13 protein-coding genes and 1 other annotated feature are annotated in these 14,803 nt (G+C 42.4%); all 13 genes read left to right on the top strand.

Annotated features, from left to right (window positions below; all coding sequences use genetic code 11):
- Positions 1–300 precede the first annotated feature (300 nt).
- The 13 genes from rpmG to fusA all read left to right on the top strand — a co-directional run bounded on the left by rpmG (position 301) and on the right by fusA (position 14,719).
- Positions 301–450 (top strand): 50S ribosomal protein L33, encoded by a 150-nt coding sequence (gene rpmG / locus BUB93_RS10950; RefSeq protein WP_073272182.1) that lies wholly within the window; start codon positions 301–303, stop codon positions 448–450.
- A gap of 33 nt (positions 451–483) precedes the next feature.
- Positions 484–720, top strand: a complete 237-nt coding sequence (gene secE, locus BUB93_RS10945; RefSeq protein ID WP_073272179.1) for a preprotein translocase subunit SecE — start codon at positions 484–486, stop codon at positions 718–720.
- A gap of 15 nt (positions 721–735) precedes the next feature.
- Entirely contained in the window at positions 736–1,260 is a 525-nt protein-coding gene (gene nusG / locus BUB93_RS10940) for a transcription termination/antitermination protein NusG (RefSeq protein ID WP_073272177.1), read from the top strand.
- A 64-nt stretch (positions 1,261–1,324) separates the two neighbouring features.
- Positions 1,325–1,750 carry a 50S ribosomal protein L11 gene (gene rplK / locus BUB93_RS10935; RefSeq protein WP_073272174.1) on the top strand — a complete coding sequence of 142 codons (426 nt, stop codon included), beginning with the start codon at positions 1,325–1,327 and terminating at the stop codon, positions 1,748–1,750.
- A gap of 44 nt (positions 1,751–1,794) precedes the next feature.
- A complete protein-coding gene (gene rplA, locus BUB93_RS10930; protein ID WP_073272170.1) occupies positions 1,795–2,484 on the top strand; it encodes a 50S ribosomal protein L1 in 690 nt (229 codons plus the stop codon).
- 43 nt (positions 2,485–2,527) lie between these two features.
- Positions 2,528–2,656, top strand: a sequence feature (ribosomal protein L10 leader region).
- 30 nt (positions 2,657–2,686) lie between these two features.
- The gene (gene rplJ, locus BUB93_RS10925) at positions 2,687–3,214 is read left to right on the top strand and encodes a 50S ribosomal protein L10 (protein ID WP_341465290.1); all 528 of its coding nucleotides are present in this window, start codon (positions 2,687–2,689) and stop codon (positions 3,212–3,214) included.
- A gap of 56 nt (positions 3,215–3,270) precedes the next feature.
- Positions 3,271–3,651, top strand: coding sequence for a 50S ribosomal protein L7/L12 (gene rplL / locus BUB93_RS10920; RefSeq protein WP_073272165.1), 381 nt, complete (start codon positions 3,271–3,273; stop codon positions 3,649–3,651).
- 276 nt (positions 3,652–3,927) lie between these two features.
- Positions 3,928–7,596 carry a DNA-directed RNA polymerase subunit beta gene (gene rpoB, locus BUB93_RS10915; protein ID WP_073272162.1) on the top strand — a complete coding sequence of 1,223 codons (3,669 nt, stop codon included), beginning with the start codon at positions 3,928–3,930 and terminating at the stop codon, positions 7,594–7,596.
- 50 nt (positions 7,597–7,646) lie between these two features.
- Positions 7,647–11,216 carry a DNA-directed RNA polymerase subunit beta' gene (gene rpoC / locus BUB93_RS10910; RefSeq protein ID WP_073272159.1) on the top strand — a complete coding sequence of 1,190 codons (3,570 nt, stop codon included), beginning with the start codon at positions 7,647–7,649 and terminating at the stop codon, positions 11,214–11,216.
- A gap of 74 nt (positions 11,217–11,290) precedes the next feature.
- Positions 11,291–11,536 carry a ribosomal L7Ae/L30e/S12e/Gadd45 family protein gene (locus tag BUB93_RS10905; protein ID WP_073272156.1) on the top strand — a complete coding sequence of 82 codons (246 nt, stop codon included), beginning with the start codon at positions 11,291–11,293 and terminating at the stop codon, positions 11,534–11,536.
- 103 nt (positions 11,537–11,639) lie between these two features.
- Entirely contained in the window at positions 11,640–12,014 is a 375-nt protein-coding gene (gene rpsL / locus BUB93_RS10900; RefSeq protein WP_073272153.1) for a 30S ribosomal protein S12, read from the top strand.
- 119 nt (positions 12,015–12,133) lie between these two features.
- Positions 12,134–12,604, top strand: a complete 471-nt coding sequence (rpsG, locus tag BUB93_RS10895) for a 30S ribosomal protein S7 (protein WP_073272150.1) — start codon at positions 12,134–12,136, stop codon at positions 12,602–12,604.
- 42 nt (positions 12,605–12,646) lie between these two features.
- On the top strand, positions 12,647–14,719 hold the full coding sequence (fusA, locus tag BUB93_RS10890) for an elongation factor G (protein ID WP_073272147.1): 2,073 nt from the start codon (positions 12,647–12,649) through the stop codon (positions 14,717–14,719).
- Positions 14,720–14,803: the final 84 nt, after the last annotated feature.

The raw sequence follows: 14,803 nt of genomic DNA, 5'->3' as shown, positions 1-14,803 counted from the left end.
AGTAGCAGAAATCATGGAGTAATCCATGGAATTATGAGGGGCGCCCATAGGGCGCCCTTATATTAGCTAAGGAACCCACAAAAAAACATCAAAAAGAGTTTTCATAAGTCGCAGGTTGTGGTATAATAACTAAGCTGTCTTATGAGAAAAGGGCTTTGGGCCTTTTTTTAGTTGAAGAAAATTATATTGACAGGGCATATCAATTGTGATATTTTTTATTAGTACAATCAGAATTGGGTTAGTGCGCCTTAAAAAGGACAAAGATAAAAGGATGTTTTATAAAAAGTAGGAGGTGTCGTCATGAGAGTGAAAGTCACTTTGGCTTGTACAGAATGCAAGCAAAGAAATTATCATACTATGAAAAACAAAAAAAATGACCCTGAAAGACTTGAGATGAGCAAGTACTGCAAGTTTTGCAAAAAGCACACATCACACAAGGAAACAAAATAAGGAACCTTATTTTTAGTATAGGGAAGTGAAAGAATGGCTAAAAGCGAAAAAGAAGTAAGAAAAGAAAAAGTTAAAAAACCCGGACTGATCAAAAGATTCACTGCCTTTGTAAAAGGCGTCGGGGCTGAACTTAAAAAAGTGACATGGCCTACAAAAAATGAATTGATGCAGCACACATCCGTTGTCTTGGGCATCGTCTTTATTTTGACGTTGATTGTATATGTTATTGACGCGGGTTTGGGTGGATTGCTGGCATTGATCATAAGATAAAGAGGGTTAGTTTATATGAATCAAATTGAAGAAGCGAAATGGTATGTCGCGCATACATATTCCGGATACGAAAACAAGGTCAAAGCCAATATAGAGGCGGCTGTCGAAAACAGGAATATGCAGGATCAAATTTTTGAGGTTTGCGTTCCGATGCAGGATGTAGAAGAAATTAAAAACGGCAAGAGGAAAGTAAGTCAAAAGAAAGTTTTCCCGGGTTATATCCTAGTGAAGATGATAATGACAGACGAGTCTTGGTATGTGGTTAGAAACACACGTGGAGTTACCGGCTTCGTAGGCCCTGCCTCAAAACCGGTGCCTTTGTCAAAAAACGAGCTTAAGAGTATGGGCATCAAGGAAAAGCTTCCTCAAATAGACTTGAAGGTTGGAGACAACGTCAAGGTTCAAGACGGACCATTGGAAGGCTTTGCAGGCATAGTGGAAGAAATTAACCACGAGAAACAAAAAGTGAAAGTAAACATATCTATGTTCGGCAGGGAAACCCCGGCAGAACTGGAGTTTACCCAAGTGGCAAAATTTTAGTCCATGAATTTCATGGGATAAAAGATAAACAAATAACCAAGACACACAGGGAGGTGTAAAAGACATGGCTAAAAAAGTTATAGGATTGATAAAGCTGCAAATACCTGCAGGCAAAGCTACACCGGCACCACCAGTTGGACCTGCATTGGGTCAGCACGGTGTAAACATCATGGGATTTTGCAAGGAGTTCAACGCAAAAACCGCCAATGAAGCGGGAATGATCATACCGGTAGTAATTACTGTGTACCAAGACAGAACTTTCAGTTTCATCACTAAAACTCCGCCGGCTGCTGTTCTTATAAAAAAGGCAGTTGGAATAGAAAGCGGTTCAGGAGTGCCAAACAAGCAAAAGGTAGCGACCATAAGCCAAGACAAGGTAAGAGAGATTGCTGAGCTTAAAATGCCCGACCTAAACGCGTCTTCAGTTGAATCAGCGATGAGAATGATCGCGGGAACTGCAAGAAGCATGGGCGTAGTTGTAGAAGAGTAAAACAAAGTGGGAGGAATATCCGCTAATACCACGAGGAGGGAATTATGAAAAGAGGAAAAAATTACCAAGAAAAAATGAAGCTTGTAGACAGACAAAAGCTATATGACTTAGACGAAGCAGTCGAGTCGGTAAAAAAGACAGCTACAGCTAAATTTGATGAGACTGTTGAAGCTCACATAAAACTTGGCGTAGACTCAAGACACGCGGACCAACAAGTCCGTGGAGCAATCGTGCTTCCACATGGAACAGGAAAAAGCGTAAAAGTCTTAGTTTTTGCCAAAGGTGACAAAGCGACTGAGGCTACTCAGGCGGGTGCTGATTATGTAGGCGCTGAAGATATGGTAGAAAAAATTACAAAAGAAAACTGGTTTGACTTCGATGTGGTCGTTGCAACACCTGACATGATGGGAGTTGTAGGAAGACTAGGAAGAGTACTTGGACCAAAAGGGCTTATGCCAAACCCAAAATCAGGGACAGTAACCTTTGAAGTTGCAAAAGCTGTTTCCGATATCAAAGCAGGTAAGGTTGAGTACAGACTGGACAAGACCAACATCATCCACGTTCCGGTAGGAAAAGCTTCTTTTACTCAAGAGCAGCTTAACGAGAACTTGAGCGTACTGCTAGATGCAATAAAAAAAGCCAAGCCTGCATCTTCAAAAGGAACCTACTTCCGAAGCGTTACCATCACAAGCACAATGGGACCTGGAATAAAAATCAACCCTGCGAAGATATAATAAAACTTGACAAGCTTATTGCGTGATGATATAATTCATGTGATTTAAAATAAAGATTCAACCGAAGACAATAGGTGCGCAAGCTTAATACCCTATCGAGGTTATACATTACAGTATGAATTCATGCTCTCTTTGTATGCCTCGGCGCAAAGAGAGTTTTTTTTATTGATAGGGTGGAGTTTATATAAGGAGGTGGACAATAGTGTCAAACAGAGATTTAAAAGCAGAAGTGGTAAAAGAGATAGTTGAGAAGTTTCAGAGTGCTCAAAGTGTTGTCTTGGTAGACTACCGTGGACTGAATGTTGAAGAGCTTGATGAGTTCAGAAGCATTGCAAGAAAAGAATCGGTTGACTACAAAGTATATAAAAACACAATGATGAGATTTGCAGCAAAAGAAACCGGCAATGAAGGCTTGATGGAGCATTTGACCGGACCTACAGCGGTTGCATTCAGCAATGAAGATCCGGTTGCGGCTGCAAAGATCGTAATGGAATTTTCCAAGAAACACAAGGCCATGGAAGTAAAAGGTGGTTTGGTAGGAGGAAAGATTATCTCTGCAGAAGAGATAAAAGACCTTGCAGATCTACCGCCGAAAGAAGTTCTTGTGGCGAAAGTACTTGGCGGCTTGAATGCTCCCATTGCAGGATTCGTTGGAGTTCTTCAAGCGAATATCAGTGGTCTGGCAAGAGTGCTTAACCAAGTCCAGGAACAAAAAGAAGCTACAGCTTAATTATTCAAGGTAAAAACAAAAAAACTAAAAAGAAGATAAAACGGAGGTTTATAAAAATGGCAAGTGAAAAAGTAACTCAAATGATCGAAGAAGTAAAAAATATGACTGTATTGGAACTATCTGAATTGGTAAAGGCTCTTGAAGAAGAGTTCGGCGTAAGCGCAGCTGCTCCTGTAGCAATGGCTGCTGCTCCAGCTGCTGCTGCTGCTGAAGAAGCAGAAGAAAAAACTGAGTTTGACGTAGTGTTGACTTCTGCGGGAGACCAAAAAATTAAAGTAATCAAGGTTGTAAGAGAGCTTACAGGTCTTGGTCTTAAAGAAGCAAAAGAATTGGTAGACAATGCTCCTAAAGCAATCAAAGAAGCTGCTAGTAAAGAAGAAGCTGAGCAAATCAAAGCTAAAGTTGAAGAAGTTGGCGGATCTGTAGAAGTTAAATAATTTTGATATGTCGGATAAGCGGGTGCAAACCCGCTTATTTTTATGTTCCGAAAAAGATTCGGGCCGTAAAAATAATAAAATCCTATTGACAAAGAAAAGCCGATATGATAGCATTGTAAATTGCATCAAAAGATTTTTTCACAACCGCAATGTGCTAACATTGCGATGACATAAAAATATACTAATAGCAACATCAACCAAAAGCGAGTAAATTAAATAAAAAAAAATTACTTAGGCTTTTGGCTTTTTACTTTATAAGCGAGGGGTGAATGAAGGATGGTGCATCCTGTAAAAGTAGGCAAAAATACCAGAATGAGCTTTTCTAAAATCAATGAAGTGTTGGACATTCCAAATCTGATAGCTATTCAGAAAAGATCCTATGACTGGTTCCTGGAGAAGGGCTTGAAAGAGGTCTTTCAAGATATTTCTCCGATTATGGATTACACGGGAAACTTGATTCTCGAATTTATTGATTACAGTCTGGATGGCGAGCCTAAATATAGCGAGGCGGAGTGCAAGGAAAGAGATGCGACTTATGCAACATCTTTAAAGGTAAAGGTGAGACTTATAAACAAGGAGACTGCTGAAGTCAAAGAGCAGAGCGTTTTTATGGCGGACTTTCCACTTATGACTGAAAACGGCACATTTATAATAAATGGAGCCGAAAGGGTAATTGTAAGTCAGCTGGTTAGATCTCCGGGAACCTATTACTCTGAAGAGCTTGACAAGACAGGGAAACCTTTGTATTCTTCACAGGTTATTCCAAATAGAGGCGCTTGGCTTGAGTACGAGACAGACTCGAATGACATTTTATATGTAAGAGTTGACCGAACAAGAAAACTTCCTATTTCAGTATTGCTGAAAGCTTTTGGCCTTGGAACCAGAGCTCAGATACTGGATTATTTTGGTGAGGATACGAGACTTTTGGCGACTCTTGAAAAAGATGCGACTGAAACCAGAGAAGAAGGACTGCTTGAGGTCTATAAAAGACTGCGACCAGGCGAGCCTCCTACTGTAGATAGTGCGGAATCTCTTCTGAACAGCATGTTTTTTGATCCTAGAAGATATGATTTGGCAAAGGTCGGAAGATTTAAATTCAACAAAAAGCTTGCTCTTGCAGGCAGGATAACTGGAAGAAAAATCAAAGACGACATTTTCCACCCGGCGACAGGTGAGCTGATTTGCGAGGCGGGCTCTATAGCGGATGAGGCAACAGCATGGGAAATACAAAACGCCGGCATAGACAAGGTAATTATCTTATTGGAAGATAAAGAATTTAAAGTAGTAGGCAATGGTTTTGTGGATATTTCAAAGCAGAACCTTCCTTTTGAGTACGACAAAGACAGGGTCGACGAACTCGTAAATTCATATGTCCTGGAAGAAATTTTAAGCTCAGACAAGTCTCCGGAGGAAATGAAAGATGAATTTGAAAAGAGGATGGATGAGCTCATTCCCAAACATGTTCTGATTCAGGATATCTTCGCGTCTATCAGCTACAACTTGGGCCTTAATTATGGAATAGGCAAAATTGACGACATAGACCACTTAGGCAACAGACGCCTTAGAAGTGTTGGCGAGCTTTTGCAAAACCAATTCAGAATAGGTCTGTCCAGGATGGAAAGAGTAGTTAAAGAAAGAATGACGATACAGGGCAATGAGGCAATAACACCTCAAGGCCTTATAAACATAAGACCTGTTAACGCCTCGGTGAAGGAATTTTTCGGAAGCTCACAGCTTTCTCAGTTCATGGACCAGACAAATCCTTTAGCGGAGCTTACTCATAAGAGAAGGCTTTCTGCCCTTGGACCGGGAGGACTGAGCAGAGAAAGAGCCGGTTTCGAAGTTAGAGACGTTCACCATTCCCACTACGGCAGGATGTGTCCGATAGAAACACCTGAGGGACCAAACATCGGGTTGATTGGATCTTTAAGTACATACGCAAGGGTTAATGAATACGGCTTTATAGAAGCTCCTTACCTAAAGGTCAATGATGGAATAGTGAGCGATGAAATAGTGTATCTGCCTGCAGATGAAGAAGGAAAATACACTATAGCGCAGGCAAATGAGCCCTTGGACGAAAATAAGAGGTTTTCAAGAGACAAAGTTACAGGCAGGGCCGGACTTAAAAGGGACTTTGTAACAGTATCGCCAGAGAAGGTTGACTACATGGACATATCTCCCAAGCAGATCGTTTCGGTAGCCACATCGATGATTCCTTTCCTTGAAAATGACGATGCCAACAGAGCGTTGATGGGATCGAACATGCAAAGACAGGCAGTTCCGCTTTTAAAGCCGGAATCTCCTGTTATAGGAACGGGGATTGAGCATACTGCAGCCAAGGATTCCGGAGTTTGCGTCCTTGCCAAGCACCCAGGCGTGGTCGAAAAAGTAACGGCAACCGAAATACACATTAGAAGAGACGACAAGCAGCTGGATAAATACACCATACTTAAATTCAAAAGAAGCAACCAGGGAACCTGTGTCAATCAAAGGCCTATCGTTGAAAAAGGAGAGGTAGTTCATAAAGGGCAGATACTTGCCGATGGACCATCTACTGACAATGGTGAAATAGCTCTTGGCAGAAATATCCTCATAGCATTTATGACATGGGAAGGTTACAACTACGAGGATGCCATACTAATAAGCGAAAAGCTAGTTAAAGAGGATGTCTTTACTTCAATACATATTGAGGAATACGAATCTGAAGCGAGAGAGACAAAACTTGGTCCGGAAGAAATCACAAGGGATATCCCCAACGTTGGAGAAGATGCCCTTAAGAATCTGGACGAAAGAGGAATAATCAGAATCGGAGCGGAGGTCAACTCAGAAGATATTCTGGTAGGCAAGGTAACGCCAAAAGGTGAAACGGAGCTTACGGCGGAAGAAAAGCTTCTTAGAGCTATCTTCGGTGAAAAAGCCAGAGAAGTCAGGGATACGTCTTTAAGAGTTCCTCATGGTGAATCCGGTATCGTGGTGGACGTGAAAGTGTTCTCCAGAGAAAACAAGGATGAAGACCTAAAGCCCGGAGTTAACCAGCTTGTCAGGGTTTATGTTGCCAGCAAGAGAAAAATCTCAGTAGGAGATAAAATGGCAGGGCGACATGGGAACAAAGGTGTAATATCCAGAATACTTCCTGAAGAGGATATGCCTTTCATGCCAGATGGGACTCCGGTTGAAATAGTATTAAACCCTCTTGGAGTGCCATCAAGGATGAATATCGGTCAGGTGCTTGAGGTCCACTTGGGTCTTGCTGCAAAAGCCTTGGGATGGAAAATTGCCACTCCTGTTTTTGACGGCGCAAATGAAAATGACATAATGGATATACTTGAGCAGGCAGATTACAATCGTAATGGAAAGATAACTCTTCACGACGGAAGGACAGGAGAGCCTTTTGACAATGACGTAACAGTGGGATACATGTATATACTTAAGCTGCATCACTTGGTAGACGACAAGATGCATGCGAGATCCACAGGACCTTACTCCCTAGTAACTCAGCAACCACTGGGAGGAAAAGCCCAGTTCGGTGGTCAGCGTTTCGGGGAGATGGAAGTATGGGCACTGGAAGCCTATGGGGCAGCTCATACGCTACAGGAGATTCTTACGGTTAAATCAGATGATGTCGTTGGTAGGGTAAAAGCCTATGAAGCGATAGTAAAAGGTGAAAACATACCAACTCCAGGTGTTCCTGAGTCCTTTAAAGTACTTATCAAAGAGCTTCAGAGCTTGTCTTTGGATGTAGCGGTTCTCAGTGAGAACGAGGACATCCTGGAAATCGAGGAGGAAAGAGTCGAACCAGATTCTTTAGATAATTTCGGGGTAGACATAATCAGTAGAGAATACGAGGAAGAGGCTCCTGAAGGTTTTATCGAAGAAGAGGTTGAAGAGAATGATTTCGATGTAGACACCATGATGGACGATTTGGAAGATGATTTTGACATCTGATCATATGGATAATCTGGAATATAAATTATTATAGAAGGGAGAGAAGCTCCTTGAATGAATTTTTTGATTTTAAATCAATTAAAATCGGCCTGGCTTCTCCTGAAAAAATCAGAGAGTGGTCAAAAGGGGAAGTAAAAAAACCGGAGACGATAAATTACCGAACGCTAAAGCCGGAAAAAGAAGGTCTGTTTTGTGAAAAAATCTTTGGTCCCACCAAAGATTGGGAGTGTCATTGCGGTAAATATAAAAGAGTCAGATATAAGGGAATAGTATGCGAAAACTGCGGAGTGGAAGTAACTAGATCCAAAGTCAGAAGAGAGAGGATGGGGCATATCGAACTTGCTGCCCCAGTCTCACATATATGGTATTTCAAGGGCATACCCAGCAGAATGGGTCTGGTACTGGAAATGTCTCCAAGGTCTTTGGAAAAAATAATATACTTTGCGGCATACGTAATAACAAATCCGGGGAACACCCCTTTGTCTCCAAAGCAGCTTTTAAGTGAGAGAGAATACAGGGAATATAAAGAAAAATACGGAAACGAATTCCAGGCTTCAATTGGTGCGGAGGCGGTTAAGGATCTTTTGTCACAGGTTGATTTGGAAAAAGAGTCAAAAACACTTAGAGAAGATCTTAAGACGAGCACCGGGCAAAAAAGGATTCGTACGGTAAGGCGCCTTGAGGCTATTGAAGCCTTCAGAACCTCCGGAAACAACCCAGAATGGATGATCATGGAAGTCGTTCCGGTCATACCACCTGAGCTTAGGCCTATGGTGCAGCTGGATGGCGGAAGATTTGCAACCAGTGACCTTAATGATCTGTACAGAAGGGTTATAAACAGAAACAATCGTTTAAAAAGGCTTCTGGACCTGGATGCTCCGGACATAATAGTTCAAAACGAAAAGCGGATGCTTCAAGAAGCCGTAGATGCTCTGATTGACAATGGAAGAAGGGGAAGACCGGTTACCGGCCCCGGAAACAGACCGTTAAAATCATTGAGCGACATGCTTAAAGGAAAACAGGGTAGATTTAGGCAAAATCTCTTGGGTAAAAGGGTTGACTACTCGGGAAGATCGGTAATCGTAGTAGGCCCTGAGCTTAAGATGTACCAGTGTGGATTGCCTAAGGAAATGGCAATCGAATTGTTCAAGCCATTTGTAATGAGAGAGCTTGTGCAAAAAAAATACGCTCAAAACATAAAAAGCGCCAAGAGGATGGTCGAAAGACTAAGACCTGAAGTCTGGGATGTTCTTGAAGAAGTCATCAGAGAGCATCCAGTACTTCTAAACCGTGCTCCGACACTTCATAGACTTGGAATACAGGCCTTTGAACCGGTGCTGGTAGAAGGCAGGGCGATTAAGCTTCACCCATTGGTCTGTACCGCTTACAATGCGGATTTCGACGGAGATCAGATGGCGGTACACGTTCCTTTGTCTGTAGAAGCTCAGGCGGAAGCTAGATTCTTGATGCTTGCAGCGAACAATATTCTCAAGCCCCAGGATGGAAGCCCGGTAATCAGTCCTACCCAGGATATGATACTCGGTTCCTACTACCTTACAATATCAATCGACGGCGCAGAAGGCGAAGGCAAGGTATTTGCAGACCTAGAAGAAATGGAAATGGCTTATAACAATAAAGTAGTAACTCTTCATTCTATGGTCAAGGTTAGAATAACCAGGGAGATTGACGGAAAGAAACACTCAAGGTTGATCGAAAGCACGGTGGGCAGATTCTTGTTCAACGAAATAATACCACAGGATCTTGGTTTTGTGGAAAGAGAAACATTTGATGATGAATTCGACCTGGAGATAGATACTACGGTAGACAAGAAGGTATTGTCGGAAATAGTCGAAAAATGCTACGAAAAACACGGACCTACTAAGACATCCATAGTGCTGGATAATATTAAAAGGATGGGTTTCCATTACTCTACTATCGGAGCCATAACCGTAGGCGTAAGCGACATGGAGGTCCCTTCCAAGAAACCCGAGTTGCTAGCAGCCGCTGAAGTGGAAGTCGACAAAGTTCAAAAACTCTTTAGAAGAGGTTTGATTTCTGAAGATGAAAGATATGAGAAGGTTATTGAGATCTGGAATGATACAACTGACCGGGTCACAGATGCTTTAATGGAGCATTTAGATCCCCTTAATCCTATCAACATGATGGCCAATTCAGGAGCCAGAGGAAGCAAGAACCAGATAAGACAGCTTGCTGGAATGCGTGGTCTGATGGCCAGTCCGTCAGGAAAGATTATTGAGCTTCCTATCAGATCGAACTTTAGAGAAGGGCTTAACGTGCTGGAGTTTTTCATATCCACACACGGTGCAAGAAAAGGTCTTGCTGATACAGCGCTTAGAACGGCAGATTCCGGTTACCTGACGAGAAGGCTTGTAGACGTCAGTCAGGATGTAATAATAAAAGAAGACGATTGTGGAACCACAAAAGGCTATATCGCAAAGGATATAGACGACAATGGGGAGATAATAGAAACACTGAAAGACAGAATTGCAGGAAGGTACGCCTTTGAAGACATCAAGAATCCTGAGACGGGAGAAGTGTTGGTTGAAGCAAATACGATTATAACCAAGAAGATGTCGGTGCACATTGAGAAGCTGGGGATCAAGGAAGTAAACATACGCTCCATAACGAACTGCCAATCAAGAGTCGGTGTTTGCGCTAGGTGCTATGGCGTGGATCTGACGACTTGGGAGCCTGTTCAAACCGGAGAAGCAGTAGGCATAATCGCGGCTCAGTCAATCGGGGAGCCGGGAACGCAGCTTACGATGCGTACATTCCATACCGGTGGTGTAGCGAGTGCGGATGATATAACTCAAGGTCTTCCAAGGGTCGAGGAGCTTTTTGAGGCTCGAAAACCTAAAGGTCTTGCGATTATTTCGGAAATCGACGGTAAAGTTGAGTTGAGGGAAACCAAGAAGAAAAAGGAACTAGCTGTTTTAGGGGATGGCGAAGAAAAAGTCTACCTCATTCCATATGGATCAAGACTCAAGGTTCGGGACGGTGACCTAATCGAAGCTGGTGATGAGATTACCGACGGTTCTATCAATCCCAACGACATACTAAGCATTAAAGGCATAGGCGGAGTTCAAAAGTACATTCTTCAGGAAGTTCAAAAGGTATACAGACTCCAAGGAGTACATATCAGCGATAAGCACATTGAATTGATTGCCAGGCAGATGCTTAGGAAGGTGAAAGTGGAAGAATCAGGAGAAACTGAACTGCTTCCGGGAAGCCTTGTAGATATATTTGCATTTGAAGAAGAAAATGAAAGAGCAATCGCTGAAGGTTTGGAGCCAGCGACCGCTTCTAGAGTTCTTATGGGTATAACCAAAGCCTCTTTGGCAACTGATTCATTCCTGTCTGCGGCATCGTTCCAGGAGACTACCAGAGTTCTTACGGATGCTGCCATCAAAGGCAAGGTGGATCCGCTAATAGGACTCAAGGAAAATGTAATAATTGGAAAACTTGTTCCTGCCGGAACGGGAGTAAAGAAATACAGGGAAGTTGAGCTTGACGACGAGGAGTCAGAAGGCGAAATTGACGCTTTAGCGGAAACCATAGATGAAATTGACATCTCAGACGTGATTATAGATGATCTATAAAATAGTTGACAGGGGGATGCGCTAGTGATAAAATTTATTAGCGCATCCTTGGATCATCAAAAGGAGGAAACATCATGCTCGATGAGCTTAAGGCAGGCATCGTCGTCGTAGGCACGAGACAGACTGTAAAAACTGTTAAAGCCAACGAAGCCAGGCTGGTTTATTTGGCGAAAGATGCAGACGGCCACATCACTGATGAAGTGGAAAGCGCTTGTAAAAACAACAATGTTGAAATAATTTATGTAGATAGTATGGAAGACTTGGGGCAGGCATGCGGTATTGAAAGAAAAACTGCAGCTGCGGCCCTGTTAAAAGAATAGTCAGTGCTATTTACTCCCCCTCCATCAACAGAGGGGGCCGTTTTTGCGGATATTAGGCTAAGTGCCTTATATATATAAAAATAAAAGGAGGTGCAACACAAAAATGCCAACTATTAGTCAGCTTGTAAAAAAGGGAAGAGAAAAGGTTGAATACAAATCAGACTCTCCTGCGCTTAAGAACAACCCTCAAAAGAGAGGTGTTTGTACAGCTGTAAGAACTACTACGCCTAAAAAGCCTAACTCTGCGCTTAGAAAAATCGCTAGGGTAAGACTTACAAACGGAACTGAGGTTACTGCATACATTCCGGGAATCGGACATAACCTGCAGGAACATAGCGTCGTTTTGATCAAAGGTGGAAGAGTCAAAGACCTTCCTGGTGTTAGATACAAAATCATCAGGGGAGCGTTAGATACTGCTGGAGTGCAAAACAGACAACAAGCTCGATCAAAGTACGGTGCAAAAGCCACAAAGAAATAATTGTGCAATAACTATGAATTATAGACAGTGTTTATAATATACAAATAGATATTACGCACGACGGCGCACTAGACGAGTCGAGTACCGATGAATAATTTATTATTAAGGAGGGAAGCAAAGTGCCAAGAAAAGGACCAGTACCAAAAAGAGAAGTATTGCCAGATCCGCTGTACAATAGCGTTTTGGTAACAAAACTTGTTAATAACATTATGCTTGACGGCAAAAAAGGAGTAGCTCAGAGAATTGTATACGGAGCATTCGATACAGTTGCCGAAAAAACAGGCAGAGAAGCATTGGAAGTTTTTGAAGAGGCGTTGAACAACATCATGCCTGTACTTGAGGTTAAAGCAAGAAGAGTAGGTGGAGCGACTTACCAGGTTCCGATTGAAATCAGACCTGAAAGAAGACAAGCTCTAGGACTTAGATGGCTTGTAAGATACTCAAGAGCAAGAAACGAAAAAACAATGCAAGCAAGATTGTCAGCTGAACTGTTGGACGCTATCAACAGCGCAGGTGCAGCAGTGAAGAAAAAAGAAGATACTCACAAAATGGCAGAAGCCAACAAGGCTTTCGCACATTATAGATGGTAAAAAGAGACGATTAGTTTCTTGTATTAAGAGAGGATGGAGACTGTGTCAAGAGAATTTAGTTTGGAAATGACTAGAAACATCGGAATTATGGCTCATATTGATGCAGGCAAAACCACCACTACCGAAAGAATATTGTATTATTCCGGAAGGATTCATAAAATCGGAGAAACTCACGAAGGAGCTTCCCAGATGGACTGGATGGAGCAGGAGCAGGAGAGAGGTATTACAATTACCTCTGCCGCTACTACTTGTCAGTGGAAGAATCATAGGGTAAACATCATAGATACACCAGGACACGTTGACTTCACAGTGGAAGTTGAACGATCGCTACGTGTACTTGATGGATCAGTTGCAGTATTCTGTGCAAAAGGTGGGGTTGAGCCTCAGTCAGAAACAGTATGGCGTCAAGCCGACAAATACAAAGTTCCTAGAATGGCTTATGTAAACAAAATGGATATTCTAGGTGCGGATTTTTACAATGTTATTGATATGATGAAAGAAAGACTCGGTGCGAATGCTGTGCCTATACAACTTCCAATCGGAAAAGAAGATACATTCCTTGGGCTGGTTGATCTGGTTCAAATGAACGCGATCATCTATAAAGATGACGAGGGAAAAGACGTCGAAGTAGTGCAAATTCCTGAAGACATGGCAGAGCTTGCAGAGGAATACAGAGAAAAGCTTCTTGAATCTGTATCTGATTACGATGAAGAACTAATGATGAAATACCTTGAGGGCGAAGAAATAAGCGCTGAAGAGATTGCTAGAGCTATCAGAAAAGCAACTGTGGCTGTTAGCATGATTCCGGTTCTTTGCGGGTCTTCATACAAGAACAAAGGCGTTCAGCCGATGCTAGATGCAGTTGTTGCTTATATGCCTTCACCATTGGATGTCCCTGCAATCAAGGGAATCGATCCTAAAACAGAAGAAGAAATTGAAAGAAAAGCAGATGACAGCGGTCCTTTTTCGGCTCTTGCATTCAAGATCATGACTGACCCCTTTGTTGGAAAGCTTGCTTTCTTTAGAGTATATTCAGGCGTGCTTAACTCCGGTTCTTACGTTTTCAACTCTACAAAGGGTAAAAAGGAAAGAATCGGACGTATACTTCAAATGCATGCCAATCACAGAGAAGAAATAGACAAGGTTTATACCGGAGACATCGCTGCTGCGGTAGGACTTAAGGATACGACTACGGGAGATACTCTTTGCGTAGATTCCAACCCAGTAATACTTGAGTCTATGGAATTCCCTGAGCCTGTAATATCAGTGGCCATAGAGCCTAAGACAAAATCGGGACAGGACAAAATGAGCATAGCTCTCCAGAAACTTGCTGAAGAAGATCCTACATTCAAGACGTTTACTGATCCTGAAACAGGACAAACTATAATTTCAGGAATGGGCGAGCTTCATCTTGACATAATCGTAGACAGGATGCTCAGAGAATTTAAAGTCGAAGCAAACGTTGGAAAGCCTCAAGTAGCTTATAGAGAAACAATTCGAAAAGCTGTCAAGGTGGAAGGCAAATTTGCAAGACAATCCGGTGGTAGAGGTCAGTACGGACATGTATGGATTGAGCTTGAGCCTAGAGAGCCCGGCGAAGGATACGAATTCGTCAACAAGGTTGTTGGAGGCTCCATACCTAAAGAGTACATTGGTCCGGTTGATCAAGGTATACAGGAAGCAATGGAAAACGGTGTTTTGGCAGGATACCCTGTTTTGGACTTCCGAGCTACCCTTGTAGATGGTTCTTACCACGAAGTCGACTCATCAGAGATGGCATTTAAGATTGCAGGATCGATGGCATTTAAGGAAGGCTGTAAAAAAGCAAATCCGGTAATTCTAGAGCCGATCTTCAAGATTGAAATCACTGTACCTGAAGATTACATGGGCGATGTAATAGGAGACCTTAACTCAAGAAGAGGACGTATTGAAGGTATGGATCCTAGAGGAAACGTTCAAGTAATAAGAGGCTTTGTGCCATTGAGCGAAATGTTTGGATATGCAACGGACCTAAGAAGCAAGACTCAAGGCCGAGGCGTATACTCGTACCAGTTCAGCCACTACGAAGAAGTACCTAAGAGCGTTGCCGAAAAGATAATGGAAGGCAAAAAATAATAATTTTTTAAAGGAGGAAACAGAAATGGGAAAAGCTAAATTTGAAAGAACTAAACCCCACGTAAATATCGGAACAATAGGACA

The sequence above is a fragment of the Alkalibacter saccharofermentans DSM 14828 genome (assembly GCF_900128885.1).
Lineage (GTDB): Bacteria > Bacillota > Clostridia > Eubacteriales > Alkalibacteraceae > Alkalibacter > Alkalibacter saccharofermentans.
The sequence above is the reverse complement of the archived record's forward strand: the minus strand, read 5'-3'. Positions and strand labels throughout refer to the sequence as shown.

Bases quoted from the DNA above. Each gene is read 5' to 3' on its own strand.
- rplA (WP_073272170.1), top strand. From the start codon at position 1,795: ATGAAAAGAGGAAAAAATTACCAAGAAAAAATGAAGCTTGTAGACAGA.
- rpoB (WP_073272162.1), top strand. From the start codon at position 3,928: ATGGTGCATCCTGTAAAAGTAGGCAAAAATACCAGAATGAGCTTTTCT.
- rpmG (WP_073272182.1), top strand. From the start codon at position 301: ATGAGAGTGAAAGTCACTTTGGCTTGTACAGAATGCAAGCAAAGAAAT.
- secE (WP_073272179.1), top strand. From the start codon at position 484: ATGGCTAAAAGCGAAAAAGAAGTAAGAAAAGAAAAAGTTAAAAAACCC.
- BUB93_RS10905 (WP_073272156.1), top strand. From the start codon at position 11,291: ATGCTCGATGAGCTTAAGGCAGGCATCGTCGTCGTAGGCACGAGACAG.
- rpsL (WP_073272153.1), top strand. From the start codon at position 11,640: ATGCCAACTATTAGTCAGCTTGTAAAAAAGGGAAGAGAAAAGGTTGAA.
- rplK (WP_073272174.1), top strand. From the start codon at position 1,325: ATGGCTAAAAAAGTTATAGGATTGATAAAGCTGCAAATACCTGCAGGC.
- rplL (WP_073272165.1), top strand. From the start codon at position 3,271: ATGGCAAGTGAAAAAGTAACTCAAATGATCGAAGAAGTAAAAAATATG.
- nusG (WP_073272177.1), top strand. From the start codon at position 736: ATGAATCAAATTGAAGAAGCGAAATGGTATGTCGCGCATACATATTCC.